The 17,624-nt window shown below is 41.6% G+C and carries 16 protein-coding genes and 1 other annotated feature; of the genes, 15 read left to right on the plus strand and 1 reads right to left on the minus strand.

The annotated features are described in order from the left end of the window. From BCM40_RS02350 to BCM40_RS02400, 11 genes are all read left to right on the plus strand, one after another. Positions 1 to 903, plus strand: a complete 903-nt coding sequence (locus BCM40_RS02350; protein WP_065527321.1) for a glycine betaine ABC transporter substrate-binding protein — start codon at positions 1 to 3, stop codon at positions 901 to 903. A gap of 183 nt (positions 904 to 1,086) precedes the next feature. Further along, positions 1,087 to 2,235: a thiolase family protein gene (locus tag BCM40_RS02355; RefSeq protein ID WP_065527320.1), complete on the plus strand. Its 1,149-nt coding sequence runs from the start codon at positions 1,087 to 1,089 to the stop codon at positions 2,233 to 2,235. Positions 2,236 to 2,261: 26 nt separating this feature from the next. Next, complete coding sequence (locus BCM40_RS02360; RefSeq protein WP_065527319.1) at positions 2,262 to 3,032, plus strand: SDR family NAD(P)-dependent oxidoreductase; 771 nt, start codon at positions 2,262 to 2,264, stop codon at positions 3,030 to 3,032. A gap of 13 nt (positions 3,033 to 3,045) precedes the next feature. After that, entirely contained in the window at positions 3,046 to 4,194 is a 1,149-nt protein-coding gene (locus BCM40_RS02365) for an acyl-CoA dehydrogenase family protein (protein ID WP_065527318.1), read from the plus strand. 440 nt (positions 4,195 to 4,634) lie between these two features. Beyond that, positions 4,635 to 4,870: a binding site (T-box leader), on the plus strand. A gap of 62 nt (positions 4,871 to 4,932) precedes the next feature. Beyond that, on the plus strand, positions 4,933 to 5,925 hold the full coding sequence (trpD, locus tag BCM40_RS02370; RefSeq protein ID WP_065527317.1) for an anthranilate phosphoribosyltransferase: 993 nt from the start codon (positions 4,933 to 4,935) through the stop codon (positions 5,923 to 5,925). Continuing rightward, complete coding sequence (gene trpC / locus BCM40_RS02375) at positions 5,922 to 6,695, plus strand: indole-3-glycerol phosphate synthase TrpC (RefSeq protein WP_065527316.1); 774 nt, start codon at positions 5,922 to 5,924, stop codon at positions 6,693 to 6,695. The genes trpD and trpC overlap by 4 nt, the downstream gene beginning before the upstream one ends. After that, entirely contained in the window at positions 6,692 to 8,488 is a 1,797-nt protein-coding gene (gene trpB / locus BCM40_RS02380; RefSeq protein ID WP_083394458.1) for a tryptophan synthase subunit beta, read from the plus strand. The genes trpC and trpB overlap by 4 nt, the downstream gene beginning before the upstream one ends. Beyond that, a complete protein-coding gene (trpA, locus tag BCM40_RS02385) occupies positions 8,485 to 9,246 on the plus strand; it encodes a tryptophan synthase subunit alpha (RefSeq protein ID WP_065527315.1) in 762 nt (253 codons plus the stop codon). The genes trpB and trpA overlap by 4 nt, the downstream gene beginning before the upstream one ends. A 29-nt stretch (positions 9,247 to 9,275) precedes the next feature. Then, the gene (locus tag BCM40_RS02390; RefSeq protein ID WP_065527314.1) at positions 9,276 to 9,866 is read left to right on the plus strand and encodes a DNA-3-methyladenine glycosylase; all 591 of its coding nucleotides are present in this window, start codon (positions 9,276 to 9,278) and stop codon (positions 9,864 to 9,866) included. A gap of 69 nt (positions 9,867 to 9,935) precedes the next feature. After that, entirely contained in the window at positions 9,936 to 10,460 is a 525-nt protein-coding gene (locus tag BCM40_RS02395) for a type 1 glutamine amidotransferase domain-containing protein (protein ID WP_065527313.1), read from the plus strand. Positions 10,461 to 10,711: 251 nt separating this feature from the next. After that, positions 10,712 to 12,007 carry an arsenic transporter gene (locus BCM40_RS02400; RefSeq protein ID WP_065527312.1) on the plus strand — a complete coding sequence of 432 codons (1,296 nt, stop codon included), beginning with the start codon at positions 10,712 to 10,714 and terminating at the stop codon, positions 12,005 to 12,007. 42 nt (positions 12,008 to 12,049) lie between these two features. Here BCM40_RS02400 and BCM40_RS02405 read toward each other — a convergent pair whose 3' ends face one another. After that, positions 12,050 to 12,859 (minus strand): GNAT family N-acetyltransferase, encoded by an 810-nt coding sequence (locus BCM40_RS02405; RefSeq protein WP_238323743.1) that lies wholly within the window; start codon positions 12,857 to 12,859, stop codon positions 12,050 to 12,052. 208 nt (positions 12,860 to 13,067) lie between these two features. On the opposite strand from BCM40_RS02405, the gene BCM40_RS02410 reads away from it, so the two are divergent. The 4 genes from BCM40_RS02410 (at position 13,068) to BCM40_RS02425 (ending at position 17,601) form a co-directional block, all read left to right on the plus strand. Then, positions 13,068 to 13,994, plus strand: coding sequence for a manganese-dependent inorganic pyrophosphatase (locus tag BCM40_RS02410; RefSeq protein WP_065527310.1), 927 nt, complete (start codon positions 13,068 to 13,070; stop codon positions 13,992 to 13,994). A 180-nt stretch (positions 13,995 to 14,174) separates the two neighbouring features. Further along, positions 14,175 to 14,882, plus strand: a complete 708-nt coding sequence (locus tag BCM40_RS02415) for a DsbA family oxidoreductase (protein ID WP_065527309.1) — start codon at positions 14,175 to 14,177, stop codon at positions 14,880 to 14,882. 110 nt (positions 14,883 to 14,992) lie between these two features. After that, the gene (locus BCM40_RS02420) at positions 14,993 to 15,631 is read left to right on the plus strand and encodes an FMN-dependent NADH-azoreductase (RefSeq protein WP_065527308.1); all 639 of its coding nucleotides are present in this window, start codon (positions 14,993 to 14,995) and stop codon (positions 15,629 to 15,631) included. Between the two features lie 419 nt (positions 15,632 to 16,050). Continuing rightward, positions 16,051 to 17,601, plus strand: coding sequence for an FAD-dependent oxidoreductase (locus BCM40_RS02425; RefSeq protein WP_065527307.1), 1,551 nt, complete (start codon positions 16,051 to 16,053; stop codon positions 17,599 to 17,601). The last annotated feature ends 23 nt before the right edge of the window (positions 17,602 to 17,624 follow it).

The raw sequence follows: 17,624 nt of genomic DNA on the forward strand, positions 1-17,624 counted from the left end.
ATGAAAAAAACAACATTAGGAATTTTTTTAGCAACAACAACAGTTATTGCAGGGTGTGGTTCAGGTGGAGATGAATTAGATCCACTTGTGATTGGCGGTAAGCCATGGACTGAGCAATATATTTTACCTTATATTCTTGGAGAATATATTGAAGCTAACTCAGACTACACTGTAGAATACAAAGACGGATTAGGGGAAGTATCAATTTTAACGCCTGCTTTAGAAAAGGGTGATATTGATATGTATGTGGAATATACCGGTACGGGAATGAAAGATGTGTTGAAAGAAGAATCTGTTCCTGGTCAAACTTCGGAAGAAGTATTAGAAATTGTTCGAGCAGGTTATGAAGAGGAATTAGGTGCAACATGGTTAGAACCGCTTGGATTTGAGAATGGATATACACTTGCTTACTCGAAAGATAGTGGCTACAATGCAGAAACTTATTCAGACTTAGCCGAAATTTCGAAATCAGAAGCGATGAGTTTTGGGGCACCCCACCCATTTTACGAACGTAAAGGTGATGGCTTTGATGATTTAGTTGCAACTTATCCATTCGAGTTCGCGGAAACAGACAGTTTTGATCCTGCTATTATGTATGAAGCTGTTCAAAGTGGAGAAGTAGATGTCATTCCAGCTTTTACTACAGATAGCAGAATCGGATTGTTTGATTTAGCAACTACAAAAGATGATCTTTCATTTTTCCCGAAATACGATGCAGCTCCCGTTGTTCGATTAGAGACGCTTGAGGAGTATCCAGAGCTTGAGGAAGTATTAAACGAGTTAGCTGGAAAAATTTCAGAAGAAGAAATGCTCAAGATGAACTCTCGTGTAGATGTAGATCAAGAAGTAGCTAGCGATGTAGCTCGTGAGTTCTTGATTGAAAAAGGATTAATCGATGAATGATGACAAATTCCGTAGCTGAGGCTACGGAATTTTTTTGTGAATAGGGTTCAAGTTTCACGCCTAACTTACGCGTTTTTCTTATAGCATTTAAGAAAAGGTTCTTGTACAATAGAACAAATGAGTGAATAGTCATTCAATTCAGTGAAATGTAAGCGATTCCAATAAAATGATGAGGTGAATAGATTGAGAGAAGTTGTAATCGTAGAAGGAGTACGTTCACCAGTAGGAAGAAGAAAAGGTGGTTTTGCTAACACACGCCCCGATGAGTTGGCGGCCGCCGTATTAGATGAGTTAGTGAAGCGTGCTGGAGTTGATAAAGGTGACGTAGAAGATGTTATTTTAGGGTGCGTTTCGCAAGCGGGGGAACAAGGCGGCAATATTGCGCGAACGGCTGCATTAATTGCAGGTTTCCCAGATTATGTGCCCGGCGTCACGATTGATCGTCAATGTGGATCAAGTCAGCAAGCTGTCCATTTTGGTGCCCAAGCAATTTTGGCAGGAGATATGGATATTGTCATCGCAGGTGGCGTCGAAAGTATGACGCGTGTGCCGATGTTTTCAAATATGCAAGGAGCAAAACCAAGCAAGAAATTAACGGATCAATACGAAATTATTAATCAGGGATTATCAGCAGAACGTATTGCCGAAAAGTGGGGATTCACTCGAGAACAACTTGACGCTTTCTCAGTGCAAAGTCATGAACGGGCCCAACGTGCGATTAAAGAAGGGCGTTATGAGCGTGAGATTGTGCCAATACGAACTCAGGGACAAACCGGTGAAACGATAACAGTAACCGAAGACGAAGGTCCGCGTCCTGGAACAACACAAGAAGTTTTGGGAAGTTTGAAAACAGTGTTTGATGAAAATGGTGTCGTTACTGCAGGAAATGCGAGTCAAATGAGTGACGGTGCATCTGCTGTTTTATTGATGTCAGCCGATAAAGCAAACGAACTTGGTTTAAAGCCAAAAGCACGAATCATTGCGCGTTCGGTAGTCGGTTCAGATCCGACGTTAATGTTAACAGGACCTATTGCTGCGACAAGAAAAGTTCTCGCAAAAGCAGGTCTGGAAATTGGGGATATGGATCGTTACGAAGTAAATGAAGCCTTTGCGCCAGTTCCACTAGCGTGGTTGCACGATATTGGAGGAGATCCCGAAAAATTAAATGTTAATGGTGGGGCTGTCGCATTAGGACATCCGCTCGGTGCAACTGGCACCAAATTACTTGTGTCGCTATTACACGAATTAGAGCGGACAAATGGACGCTATGGATTATTGGCCATTTGTGAAGGAATGGGTATGGCGAACGCTACGATTATTGAGAAATTATAAGTGCTAAAAAATAAGGGGGGAATACAGTGGATTTATCAAAAGTTAAAGCGATAGTTACAGGCGGGGCATCTGGACTTGGGGAAGCGACCGTGCGGCGAATTGTGAAAAACGGAGGGAAAGCAGCTATTTTTGATTTGAATGCTGAGCGTGCGAAAAGCTTAATCGAAGAATTAGGGGAAGCGTCCGTCATCTACATCGAAACAGATGTAACGGATGGATTGCAAGTTGAACAAAATATTGATGACACAGTGGAACAACTTGGCGATATCAATTTGGTTGTGAATTGTGCAGGTATCGGAACTCCTGGAAAAGTTCTGTCTAAAGGGACCCCAATCGCGCTAGATCAATTTGAAAAAGTCATTAAAGTCAATTTGGTCGGCAGCTTTAATGTGATTCGAGTGGCAGCGGCAGCGATGCAAAAAAATGAGCCGAACGAAGATGGCGAACGTGGTGTTATTGTTTCAACAGCGTCTGTGGCAGCATACGAGGGACAAATCGGCCAAGCCGCTTATAGCGCATCAAAAGGTGGCGTTGTAGCTATGACGTTACCGATTGCTAGAGAACTAGCGAGAGATGGGATTCGTGTCATGGCCATTGCCCCTGGATTGATGGAAACACCAATGGTCGAAGGTTTACCGGCTGCGGCAATTGCGTCATTGTCGGCAGCAGTGCCGTTTCCGCAACGACTTGGAAAACCGGATGAATTCGCTCGATTGGTCGAAAGTATTGTTGCAAATCCGATGTTAAATGGTGAAACAATTCGTCTAGACGGAGCAATCCGTATGCAACCAAAATGAGGAGGGTGAAAAGATGGCGAAATACCGTTTTGAAGAAGAAGAACATGTTATGTTCCGTAAATCGTTACGCAAATTTTTAGAAAAAGAGGCGATTCCGAACTACGATCAATGGGAAAAAGATCGCCTTATTCCAAAATCCTTTTGGAAAAAGCTTGGAGACATGGGATTTCTCTGCCCGCAAGTAGAAGAGCAGTACGGGGGACTTGGGTTGGATTTTCGTTATGCGGTGGTGATTGGTGAAGAAATGGAACGTGTGGGTGCGAGTTTAACAGGGGTAGGCTTACATAATGACATCACCGTTCCTTATATTGAAGCGTACGGAAACGATGAGCAAAAACGACGTTGGTTACCAGGTTGTATTTCGGGTGAACATATTACAGCTATCGCTATGACGGAACCTGGAGCAGGGTCTGATTTAGCCAATATCTCTACCACAGCTGTTCGAGATGGTGACAACTACATTGTAAATGGACAAAAGACCTTTATCACCAATGGCATTAATTCGACATTGGTGTTGGTGGTTGTGAAAACCGATCCGAAAGCGGAACCAAAGCACCGCGGAATTTCATTATTAATGGTTGAAGAAGGAACGCCAGGGTTTGAGAAAGGTCGGAAGCTCGATAAAGTCGGACTGCATGCTCAAGATACGTCTGAACTGTATTTTGAGGATTGCGTTGTACCGGCGGCGAATTTAATCGGAGAAGAAAACAAAGGATTTACGTATTTAATGGAAAAATTACAACAAGAGCGTTTAGTGGTTGCCTTAGCAGCGCAGATTGCGTCAGAAGACATGCTTGATATGACCTTAGAATACGTAAAATCGAGAAAAGCCTTTGGAAAGCCGATTGGTTCGTTTCAGAACTCTCAATTCAAATTAGTAGAAATGGCTACAGAAATTGAATTGGGTCATTCGTTTTTAGAATCGTTAATTGAAGAGCATATGGCTGGAAAAGACATTGTGTCGAAAGTGTCGATGGCGAAATATTGGCTAACCGATACAGCTAAGAAAATTTCTGGGGAATGCATGCAGCTGCACGGAGGATATGGCTATATGGAAGAATACAAAATTGCACGCCGTTACCGCGACATTCCAGTGGCTGCGATTTACGCGGGGTCTAATGAAATAATGAAAACCATTATTGCAAAACGGATGGGTCTTTAAATGAAGCTACTTTAAGAAGGTATAATCCTTACCTATTATCTGTTAGGTTCGTCTGCAAATATGCGTAGGGGCGGAAGTCATTAAAGTTGGACCTTCGGAGATTGCAGCGACTCGTTGTATAAGTGTATACATGTTGGAATTAGTTAAAAGAGCACCACTCAGCTGGTCTGTCTTATGCCCGTCGAATCTACACGGGCGCTTCCGCTTTTCAGTGTCCAGGCTCCAGCAGCCAGCCCCTCGAGTCGCTTCAGCCTAGTCAGCAATGGCAAACCCCGCCATTACCGCCTAGGCTTCCAGCGCTTGTCGGGGCTAAACGGCTGCTTACGCTTTTCTTTATACTTGACAGAATATACGAAACCTTTTAGTATAAGGGACAACTTGTTGAACGGAAACAAGTCTGTTTGAGAGTAGAGCCTAGAGAAGATGAGAATAGAAGAGTGTATAAATCGAGGATTGAGACGAGTAGGCAGGGACATCTATTTAGAGAGTCAGCGGTTGGTGAAAGCTGATTAGATAAACTGCGCGAATGGACTTAGGAGAGCTGACCTGAAAGCGGAAGCGAGTAAGGGAGACGTAAGCCCTGCGTTAAAGGGAAAGGTGAAGAGCCTGTTTAAGTGAATGTAGAATTATTCTGCATTAATGCGTGGTGGTACCGCGGTTATAACCCGTCCCCGCAATCAGATTGTTATCTGATTGCGGGGATTTTTGTATTCAAAAACGAGATGAGGAGAGATTAGCATGAGTAGAGTAGAGAACATGAGTGAGCAAATGATGTATGAAAAATCATTGGAAATATTGAACGGTGATATAAATGAGCAACAAGTAAAAAGCTTTCTATCGGGTTTGCACGAAAAAGGTGAAACAGCAGACGAGTTAGTCGGATTGGTTAAAGCAATGCGTAAAAAAGCCGTGACTCTTCCAAAAGTGGAAGGAGAACTTGTGGATGTTTGTGGTACCGGGGGCGATCGTTCGAACAGTTTTAACATCAGCACATTGACGGCTTTTGTTATAGCTGGATGCGGCTTGACTGTAGCGAAGCATGGCAACCGCAGTGTTTCGAGCAAGACAGGCAGTTCGGATGTGTTAGAAGCACTAGGGATTTCAACTGAAACAGATATTGCGTCAATCCCAACGATGCTTGATCAAACTGGAATTGCGCTTCTTTTCGCCCCCGCGATTCATCCGGCACTTGGCGGGTTACGTCAAGTTCGTAAAGAAATTGGCACACCAACAATTTTTAACTTAGTGGGTCCTTTAGCCAACCCATTACCAATTACAATTCAAATGACCGGTGTTTACCGAAGAGACATGTTAGAACCAATGGCAGATGCTTTAATTCGATTGGGTCGAAAAAAAGGTGCTTTGGTTCACGGAGCAGGCGGATTAGATGAATTATCTCTTGCAGGAACGAATGAGCTGATCATCTTTGATGAGTCTGGGAAACGGAAAATAACGATTCATCCACATGACGTTGGGTTAGAAGTTGCGCCAGTAGAAGCGATTCGTGGAGGCGACCCGAAACGCAACGCAGAAATTTTTATGGATGTATTATCAGGTGCTGACAGTCCATATTTAGACACGGTGGCATTAAATGCTGGTGTTGTATTGTACGTTAGTGGCAAAGCGGAAACAGTAGCTGAAGGTGTTAAAAAAGCAAGAACTTCAATTCAATCAGGCGAAACCGCGCGTGTCTTTGACTTGCACCGGTTAGCAGCGGAGGTATATGTATGACAATATTAGATAAAATCATTGCGACAAAATATGAAGAAATTAAAAACTATGTACCGCTTACATTTGATGGGCATGATTTTCCGGAAAAATCAACGTTGCTACAACGTCTATTAAATGGAAATGGTGTCATCTCTGAAATCAAACGTGCCTCTCCTTCTAAAGGAGATATCCGTACAGAAGTAGATATTGTGGCACAAGCGAAAAAGTACGAAGAAGCGGGGGCTGCAGCTATTTCAGTGTTGACCGATGAAACGTATTTTAAAGGATCTATTCATGATTTGTACGAAGTGACACAAGTTGTCTCGATCCCTGTTCTTTGTAAAGATTTTATGGTGAGCGAAATTCAAATCGATCGCGCTAAACAAGCAGGAGCTACAATTATTTTATTGATTGTAGCAGCGTTAGAAAACCAACAGCTCAAAAGCTTAAATAATTATGCTCTTTCTATAGGTCTGGAAGTATTGGTAGAAGTTCACGATGAGGAAGAGCTACATAGAGCATTAGAGTTGGATGCCAAACTAATCGGTGTTAATAATCGGAATTTAAAGACCTTTGAAGTGTCGGTTGAACGTACCGCACAATTGGCTAAGCAATTCCCGTTTGACGAAGGTCGCGTATTAATTAGTGAAAGTGGCATGAATACAAAAGAAGATGCACAATTTGCATACGCCAAAGGAGCTTCTGGTATTTTGGTGGGTGAAGCCTTAATGCGATCTGAAGATCCAGGTAAATGGATTCGGGAAGCGACGACTGAGGAGGCACTGAAATGACTAAAGTAAAGATTTGTGGTTTAAAAGAAGTGCAACATGTCCAAGCGGCAAGTCGTGCAGATGCCATTGGGTTTGTATTTGCGCCGAGTAAGCGTCAAGTGACAATTGAACAAGCAGCGGAGCTAGCAAAACATGTTCCGGTAGATGCTGATAAGATCGGTGTATTCGTAAATCCCTCGTTAAAAGAAATTGAAGACACAGTAGCAGGTGTTCCGCTGACAATGGTTCAACTTCACGGGGACGAACCGGACGAGTTAGTTAAAGCTATTCAAGTTCCAGTCATTCAAGCTTTCTCGATTCGTACAAAAGAAGATGTGGTGAAATTGAAACAGTCATTAGCTGATTATGTATTAGTAGATGCGCCGGGTACCGATTACCGTGGAGGTAGTGGCAATGTATTCGATTGGTCATTACTTGACGGAGCGGATATCGATCCTGCTCGATTGATTGTAGCGGGTGGCTTGAATCCTGAGAATGTTCATGCGGCGATTGAACAAACAACTCCATATATGGTGGACGTTTCAAGTGGCGTTGAAACAGATAACCGTAAAGATACAGTGAAAATACAAGAGTTTATTAAAAGCGTAAAGGGTGATTTTGTGGAACAGACAATGGAGAAAGTTGGCTTTTTCGGTAAATATGGAGGTCAGTTTGTGCCTGAAACTTTGATGAAAGCAGTTAAAGAATTAGAAGATGCATATAACGAGGCGAAAGACGATCCGGAATTTCATAAAGAATACCATCATTACTTATCGGAGTATGTAGGGCGTGAACAGCCTTTAACATATGCGAAGCGAATGACAGAAGCATATGGAGGACCGAAAATTTATTTGAAACGAGAAGATTTAAATCATACAGGTGCTCATAAAGTAAACAACGCTATTGGACAAGCGCTACTTGCGATGCGTATGGGCAAACGGAAAATTGTAGCAGAAACTGGAGCGGGGCAACACGGTGTTGCAACAGCGACAATTTGTGCACTGTTCGATTTGGATTGCGTTATTTTTATGGGGGAAGAAGACATTAAACGTCAGCAACTAAACGTATTCCGTATGAAATTATTAGGAGCCCGCGTTGAAAGTGTCACAAAAGGAAGTGCTACGTTAAAAGATGCGGTCAATGAAGCTTTGCGTTACTGGGTGACGAACGTCGAAGATACGCATTATTTAATTGGGTCGGCATTAGGACCTCATCCGTTTCCAACGATGGTTCGTGATTTCCAAAGTGTTATTGGGGAAGAAACAAAACGTCAAATATTAGAGAAGGAAGGACGTTTGCCGGATACGATTTTAGCTTGTATTGGCGGCGGTAGTAATGCGATTGGAATGTTCTATCCGTTTATTCAAGATAAAGAAGTTGAGTTGATTGGTGTTGAAGCGGCAGGACAAGGCGTCGATACGGATAAACACGCGGCAACCTTAACCAAAGGAACTGATGGAGTTCTTCATGGTGCGCTGATGAAATTATTGCAAGATGACGCGGGTCAAGTACAAGAAGCGCATTCGATTTCAGCGGGGCTTGACTACCCGGGAATTGGTCCGGAGCATGCTTATTTAGCAGACATTGGGCGGGTGGAATACCGTTCAATTACAGATGATGAAGCGTTAGCGGCCGTCATTAGCATGTCGCGTCTCGAAGGCATTATTCCGGCGCTTGAATCGGCTCATGCTATTGCAGAAGCTGAGAAACAAGCGAAACAAATGACAGCTGATCAAATTCTCGTTATTTGTGTATCCGGACGTGGCGACAAAGACATGGCGACATATGCGGAAAAACTGGAGGGGCTGGCATGAATCGATTAGAGCAACTGAAAAATTCAGGAAATAAAGCATTCGTCGCTTATGTGATGGCGGGAGATGGCGGTCTTCATCGCTTGAAAGAACAAGTTCAGTACTTGCAAGGAGCGGGTGTATCAGCTATTGAAATTGGCATTCCATTTTCAGATCCAGTAGCGGACGGTCCGACCATTGAAGCGGCAGGAAATCGTGCCTTGAAACAAGGCGTAACACTCCAGAAAGTTTTAGAAGAACTGCAAAGTTGGACATTTGATATTAAAATTCCGTTGCTAGTCATGACATATTTGAATCCTGTCCTGAAATTTGGCATTGAGCGTTTTACAACCGAATGCAGAAAAGCTGGAGTTTCGGGTGTGATTATTCCAGACCTTCCGTATGAACATAAACAATTGGTTCAGCCGTATATGGATAAAGAAAATATCAAATTAATTCAATTAGTAACGTTAACCACAACGGATATACGTTTAGATGAGATTCTGCGTGAGGCAGAAGGTTTTGTTTATGCGGTAACCATTAAAGGGATTACAGGATCACGCGATGAATTATCGCAAGATGTAAAAACGTTTATGCAAAAAATTCGCAAGAAAAGTCCGGTTCCGGTATATGCGGGATTCGGGATTTCAAAAAGTAGTCACGTGGATATGCTGCGTGATGATGTGGATGGTTTTATTGTAGGGAGTGCGATTGTAGAAGCATTCAATGCTGGTAAAATCGAAGAAATTGAGCCTCTTATCCGTGCAGTGACTACCGCTTAATCGGTATAATACCGATAGGAGGGGATTTGATGTTTACACCAGTAGCCGCGGACTTCTTTGATGCTCCGACATTAGAGTTATCTCGTCGTTTGCTTGGCCAAATTCTTGTTCACGAGTTACCGGAAGGAATAGTTGCGGGACGTATTGTGGAAACGGAAGCTTATATGGGGGCAGAGGATCGAGCGGCTCATAGTTTTGGTAACCGTCGGACAAAACGTACAGAAATTATGTTTGGCAAACCCGGACTTGTTTATACGTATCAAATGCATACTCATACATTAATAAATGTTGTTGCAGAAGCTGAAGGTACTCCGCGAGCGATTTTGATTCGTGCAGTTGAACCGGTAGGCGGTATTGAACTGATGGAAGAACTGCGAGGTAGTCATATGCCGGTCAAGCAGTGGACAAGTGGGCCGGGGAAATTGACCAAGGCAATGGCTATCACGATGGAGTATTACGGGCATTGTTTTACAGAAAAACCACTGTATATTGCTCAAGGAAGTCCGGTTCAAGATATATCAGTTGGTCCGCGTGTGGGTATTGGGAATTCGTTAGAAGCGGTGCATTATCCTTATCGCTTTTGGGAAACCGAAAATCCATTTGTCTCGAAATTCCGGTGAATTTTGTTTAAGTTCATTCTTTCGTGGAATACTGAAAGAGAATAAACAAAACAGAAGGAGTGGAAGATAGTGGCAAAAATTGCAACATTAATTACCGATATGTTTGAAGATGTGGAATATACAGATCCGTCAAAATCATTTAATGAAGCGGGTCACGAAGTTTTCACGATCGAAAAAGAAGCAGGCAAAGAAGTACAGGGTAAACAAGGCGAAGCTGTTGTAACAATTGATAAAAGCATTGACGATGTCAGCCCAGAAGATTTTGATGCATTGTTTTTACCGGGCGGATTTTCACCAGATTTACTACGGGAAGATGAGCGGTTTGTGAAATTTGCAAAAGCATTTATGGACGCAAAAAAACCGGTCTTTGCCATTTGTCATGGACCTCAATTATTGATTACAGCCAAAGCATTAGAAGGCCGTAAAGCCACAGGTTATAAATCGATTCAAGTTGATATGGAATATGCAGGTGCTACGGTAGTCGATGAAGAAGTCGTTGTATGCCAAGATCAGTTAGTGACAAGTCGTCAACCTGATGATATTCCAGCATTTAGCAAAGAATCGCTACGTATTCTTGAACAGTTAAACAACTAAGCGTTCAAGCTCAAACCCGAACCAGCAGGACTGGTTCGGGTTTTTTATGAGCAATGAAAGTTAAGGAAATTCGATTATCTCTTGAATACATAAGTGACTGCTTATATAATGGGAGAAGTGTTGCGGTGGGACCAGGAATTTTGGTTTGCGATTTAGATCAAGGAAAATCATAAAAAGCATTTTTCGATATCAGTATAAACTCATCTAGAGAGTTGTTGATTAGAAAAGAGAGAATAGGGAGTTGTGTACAAGTGGATGTATGGTTAGCAAGTTTTATTTTTATTGTGACATTGATCTTTGTCATTTGGCAGCCAAGGGGTTTGTCAATTGGTTGGTCGGCAATTGCTGGGGCAATTGTGGCGTTGTTGTTTGGAGTAGTTGATTTTGGTGATGTGTGGGATGTGACGGGCATTGTTTGGAATGCAACATTAACATTTGTTGCTTTAATAATAATTTCGTTAATTCTTGATGAAATTGGTTTTTTTGAATGGGCAGCATTACATATGGCGCGTTTCGCAAAAGGAAGCGGCTTGCGAATGTTTTTCCTCGTAACGATGTTGGGGGCATTTGTGGCAGCGTTATTTGCGAATGACGGAGCAGCGCTAATTTTAACGCCTATCGTTTTAGCAATGGTGCGCGCATTGAAATTTAAAGATGCGATGATTTTGCCGTTTATTATGGCTAGTGGATTTATTGCCGATACGGCCTCGCTTCCTTTTGTGGTAAGTAATTTGGTTAATATTGTATCCGCCGACTTTTTTGATATTGGTTTTACTGAATATGCTATTAAGATGGTTGTGCCAAACTTGTTCAGTATTGCTGCAAGTATGCTTGTACTGTATTTGTATTTTAGAAAAGATATACCAAAACATTTTGACGACAGCATTTTAAAAACACCAGCTTCTGCTATAAAAGACATTCGTATTTTCCGTATCGCGTGGGTAGTACTTGCGATCTTGCTAATTGGCTATTTCAGCAGTGAAGCTTTAGGGATTCCGGTATCCTTTATTGCGGGATCTATCGCGATTATTTTCTTAGCAATTGCTCGGAACAGTAAATCGGTAGAAACCATGACTGTTTTAAAAGGAGCGCCTTGGGCAGTTGTCTTTTTCTCTATTGGGATGTATGTGGTTGTCTATGGTTTAAGAAACGTAGGACTTACGTCGGTATTGGCAACAGCGATTGAATGGACATCAAGTCATGGCTTGTACGCTGCGACTATCGGCATGGGCTTTATCGCGGCACTTCTTTCTTCTGTTATGAATAATATGCCAACGGTTATGATTGATGCGTTAGCAATTGCTGAAACCAATACGACAGGGGTTGTTAGAGAAGCATTGATCTACGCCAACGTAATTGGTTCAGATTTAGGTCCGAAAATTACGCCAATTGGTTCGTTAGCGACGTTGTTGTGGCTTCACGTTTTGAAAACAAAAGGTGTAGAGATTTCGTGGGGATACTATTTTAAAATAGGGATTATCTTGACGATACCAACCTTGTTTATTACATTAACAGGACTATATTTGTGGTTAACAATTTTAAGTTAATAGCATAGAAAAAGGAGCGTGCCAAGGGCACGCTCCTTTTAATTAGTCCAAAAACTTGGCTAAATACAACTCGTTATGTGGTTTGCCGTCAATCATCATCGATTTTTCTCGAATACCTTCTGATTTAAACCCGGCTTTTTCGTATAGATTACGTGCCGGTTCGTTTTCTTCGACAATTGATACTTCGAGTCGAGAGATGCCTTTTTCTTTAGACCATTCCTCAGCTTTTTTCAGAAGTGCTTTAGCAATGCCTTTGCCTTGTGCATCTTTTTGCAGGCCAAGTTCAATCGTGGCACGGTGCGCAGCGCGTTTTGCATCATTGCCAATAATCATCAAAAAGCCTACATGTTGACCGTTAAGTATGGCAAGAATGATAGTGGAATGACCACTTTGCTTCCATTCGATAATTTGTTTACGTACTTTTTGTGTGGATTGTGTACGTTCGTCTTTAGCGTAGAGCATATAATCAGACTCAGACTCGACTGCTTTTTGCAAAGCTGCAAGAGAACGGGCATCGCCATGCTCTGCTGTTCGAATCAATAAAATGTCTTGATCTTCTTCGTCTGTACCTGTGCCTGTGCCATTCGTGGAATCGATTCTTTCAAATACGACAAATCGATCTGGTTCTACAGTCGTGACAAAATAGCCTGCGTCTACCCAGGCGTGGAAATGTTTGGCGGGTGCTTTTACTTTTTTCCACCAACTTTTGTTTAAATAAGCGGCATTGGGCAAGTTCTGGCCCATAATTTGTTCGATTTCAGAAAATGTTAATTTTATTGAGGCATTAGTCGCTCCAGAAAAATAATTTGCTAGAGGAATGTATTTCTTTTCCAGTAAAATAGTCACAGGCATCTCTTCCTTCCACATAACTTAGAATTAGTTAGTCATATTATACCATTGAACTATGCTAAAGTACACAATAAATTTTAAATATACAGATAATTCTATAAACTTAGCCCTTTTTTATATTTGTTAACAATTTATAGGGTGTAATTTTTTCAAATGCTTATATTATGATAGAATAAGCACAGAAACTAAGTTTTTCAGGAGGCTATTATTCATGTCAAAAGTTTTAGTATTAGGTCATAAAAATCCGGACACCGATTCTATTTGTTCGGCTATTTCATACGCATATTTAAAAAATGAAATGGGCATGGTCGCGGAACCAATCCGTTTAGGGGAAGTTAATAACGAAACTTTATTTGCGTTAGATACTTTTAAATTCGATCAACCGAGACTTGTGACACAAGTTGCAAAAGAAGCGACTCAAGTAATTTTAGTAGATCACAACGAGCGCCAGCAAAGTGCTGACGATATTGAAGAAGTTCAAGTGATTGAAGTAGTAGACCACCACCGTATTGCAAATTTTGAAACGACCGATCCGTTGTATTTCCGTGCTGAGCCGGTGGGTTGCACGACGACAATCCTTCTTAAACTATTTAAAGAAAACGGTGTAGAAGTTCCCTCTAATATTGCCGGCTTAATGTTATCAGCAATTATTTCAGATTCACTTCTTTTTAAATCACCGACATGCACGCAGCAAGATATTGATGCTGCAGCTGAACTAGCAAAAATTGCGAATGTGGATGCAGATAGTTATGGTTTGGACTTATTAAAAGCTGGAGCTGATTTAAGCAACAAAACATTAGTAGACTTAATTTCATTAGATGCAAAAGAATTCGAAGCAGGCGATCATCGATTTGAAGTGGCGCAAGTAAATGCGATTGATGTCGAAGAAGTTATGGCTCGCCAAAAAGAACTTGAAGTTTTAATGGCTAATGCCATTTCAACTAAAGGATTAGGTCTCTTTATGTTTGTGGTTACAGATATACTTAATAACAATTCAGTGGCTATCGTGCTTGGGGAAAAAGCAAGCATTGTAGAAGCTGCCTTTAATTCAAGTGTGCTTGATAACCGTGTTTTGTTACCAGGCGTTGTATCACGGAAAAAACAAATCGTCCCTGTTATTACAGAAGCATTAAGCTGATTCCCTTTTGGGAGTCAGTTTTTTTTTTTTTGTGCAATAGAGCCGGAGGGTATAATATTCCCTTGTTGGAGTTTTGTAAACCCGCTGTATATAGGGATGTCGTTATAGGTTTCTTTTTTATAGGCAAAAAAATTGAGCGCTGTTGTTTTCGTTGCTATAGTTAATGGCGAGGTGGAATATATGAAAATTGAAGTTTGGTCAGATTACGTGTGCCCATTCTGTTATATAGGCAAGCGAACATTAGAAAAAGCATTAGTCCAAGCTGGATTTGCCAGTCAGGCAGAAGTGTCTTTCAAGGCATATCAGTTAAATCCGAATACGCCTGTCGATTCAGCTGTGCCAACATATGAAAGCTTAGCGAAAAAATTTGGGCAGACTGTTGAACAAGCAAAAGAAATGACCAGAGGCGTAGCAGATCATGCTCGCACGGTCGGTTTAGAATATAATTTTGATAATATGGTAGAAGCGAATACATTAGCAGCTCATCGTTTAGTAAAGTGGGCGGAAACGCATGGCAAAGACGGAGAACTTACAGAAAAGCTGATGGATGAATACTTTATCCAGGCGAAAAATATAGGCAATCATGAAGTCTTGGCTTTGATTGCGGAATCGGTTGGCTTATCAAAAGATGAAGCGATAAATGTACTTGAATCCGATCAGTTTATGGCTCAAGTTCAAGTAGACATTGCTGAAGCGGGTCAAATGGGTGTTCAAGGTGTACCATTTTTTGTGGTTAATCGAAAATACGCGATTTCAGGTGCTCAGCCGGTAGAGGCTTTTGTGGAAGCATTAGAGCAGATTGCCGAAGAAGAAGGCATTCGTCCGAAATTAAAACCGATGGGCAAGAAAACGAGCTTTTGCACAGGTGATTCATGTGATGGGATTTAAAGGTTCAAAGCAGAGTAATTGACTTTTACTCTGCTTTTTCTTATGATAAGGAAGTGCTTTTAATTCGAGATAAATAGTTTTAGTGCAAATTCGAAAGGGGTTTTATAATAATGACAAATGTTTTAGTAGTAAAAGCAAATAACCGTCCAGCGTCTGAAGGAGTTTCAAGTAAAATGTACGAAGTGTTCATGGATGCAATCGGGTCGGGAACAGAACTGAACGTCAATACGTTCGATGTTTTCAAAGAAGACATGCCGTATTTTGGTCAAGATTTCTTTGACGCTATGCAAAAATCAGCACAGGCTGAACCGTTGAATGAGCTTGAGCAACGCATTTTGACTGCAGCAAACAAAGCGATGGATGCATTTATGGAAGCGGATGTTGTGGTTTTTGCATTCCCATTATGGAATAAAACAATTCCAGCGCCATTGCAAACATTTATTGATTATGTTTACCGTGCAGGTGTAACATTCAAATACACAGCAGAAGGCCCAGTTGGTCTTGTGCCAGAGAAAAAAGTCATCATTTTAAATGCACGCGGTGGCGTCTATTCAACACCTGAAATGGCACCAGCTGAAATGAGCGTTAACTATATTCGGTTGATTATGGATTTCTTCGGAATTACCGATATGGAAGAAGTCATCATTGAAGGGCATAATATGTACCCAGATCGTGCTGAAGAAATTAAAGCTGAAGGCATGAAACGTGTAGAACAAGCAGCAAGCTCGTTAGTTAAAGTGTACGCTTAATGACTGCGTGGAAGGACAACCTTAATTGGTTGTCCTTTTTTCGTTTGGACAGTAAATGTGGTGAATTGGCTAGTATTTCGTGGATTTGGACAGTATTTGAGTCGAATCGGACAGTATTCAACTCAAACTGGACAGTATGTACAATTTTTTCCTATCTAATCAACCGCCCTTTAATGCCCAAGACCGGGAAAGCGCGAAGTCGCGCTTTCCGCTAAACCTATGTGAATTTTTGATTTGGACAGTATTTTGTGTGATTTGGACAGTAAACCATCTGAAACGGACAGTATTTCAGAAATTTGGACAGTATTCAGCCTCAACTCGACAGTAAGTCCAAATAACTGGAAAAATCACCGGCTTTGGATTAGGAAATCCCAATCGGGGTAGATAGGTGATAAAAGCAATTGAGGAGGAATGATGAGGTGCAAAAAGAACGCGAGAGCCAAATTCCACAGGAACAGAAATCGTATTGGAGAGAATATAAGGACATTCCGAGCTACCCTGCTCTACAGGCAAACGAGTCGACTGATATCGCCGTGGTTGGTGGAGGAATGGTCGGTGTCATTAGTGCTTACTTATTAGCGAAAGCTGGCAAAAAAGTAACCTTAATTGAAGCAGGAAAGTTAGTGGATGGGGTAACGGGACGAACCACTGCAAAAATAACGGCGCAGCATGGCTTGTATTATGATTCTTTAATTCAAATAGCAGGAGAAGAACAAGCGAAACTGTACTACCAAGCCAATATGGATGGGTTGAAATTTATTGAAGACACCGCTAAAGAACTGTCAATCGATTGTGATTTTTCTCATCACAATGCGTTTGTTTATGCCAATACAGCTGCTGGAGCTAAGCAAATTGAAAAAGAAGCTGAAGCTTATAGGAAGTTAGGCATTGACGGTGAATTGGCAAAAGATGAAGTAGAATTGCCGTTTGCTGTGGAAGAAGCCATTGTCATGCGCAATCAAGCGCAATTTCACCCAGTGAAGTTTTTAGCAGGCTTAGTAAAAGAAATTGAACGGCTCGGCGGGAAGATTTATGAACAAACGCGAGCGATGAAAATTTTAAGCAAAAATGATCCGGTCATTCAAACGGAAAACCTGTCTCATTTATCGTGCAATAAAGTTATTGTCGCCAGTCATTATCCTTTTAATGATTTTGATGGCATGTACTTTTCGCGTTTAACGGTCAATCGTTCGTATGCGATTGCGGCTAAAGTGAGTGGGAAAGTTCCAAATGACATGTACATTAGTGGAGACATGCCTTCTCGATCTTTGCGTTACGCACCAGGTGAAAATGGCGAAAAGTTATTGTTAATTGGTGGCGATGGTCACGCTACGGGTAAAAGTTCGAGCGAAACGATCGAGCATTATTACAATCTTGAAAAATTCGGCCACGAACATTTTGGAATTGAGGAAATTCCATATCGCTGGTCATCACAAGATATGACCACACTTGATACAATTCCTTATATCGGGACGATTACAGCTGGATACAACAATATTTTAGTGGCTACTGGATTTCACAAATGGGGAATGTCAAACGGTGCATTAGCTGGAATGCTGCTGAGTGATCAAGTGCTTGGCAATGAAAATCGATACGCACCGGTGTTTGATCCGACGCGCACAAAAGTGAAAACCAAAGATGCGATGAGTTTTGCAAAAGACAATGCTTCAGTTGCGAAGTCATTAGTTACAGGGAAGCTAAAAAGGCCATCCAAAACAGTGGAAGACTTGGCTAAAGACGAGGGCTCGCTCGTTAAAGTTGGTAAGAAAAAAGCAGGAGGTTACCGCGATGAATACGGGCAAGTTCATCTAGTGGATACGGCGTGTACGCATATGGGGTGTGACGTTAAGTGGAATGATGCCGAACGTTCGTGGGATTGTCCTTGCCACGGCTCGCGTTTTTCGTATACAGGAGATGTGTTAAATGGACCAGCTGTAAAACCTCTTAAAAAAATAGAAACAGAACTATAGAAAAAAGGCAGTGAGGAAAAATT

The organism is Planococcus donghaensis, assembly GCF_001687665.2.
GTDB lineage: Bacteria > Bacillota > Bacilli > Bacillales_A > Planococcaceae > Planococcus > Planococcus donghaensis.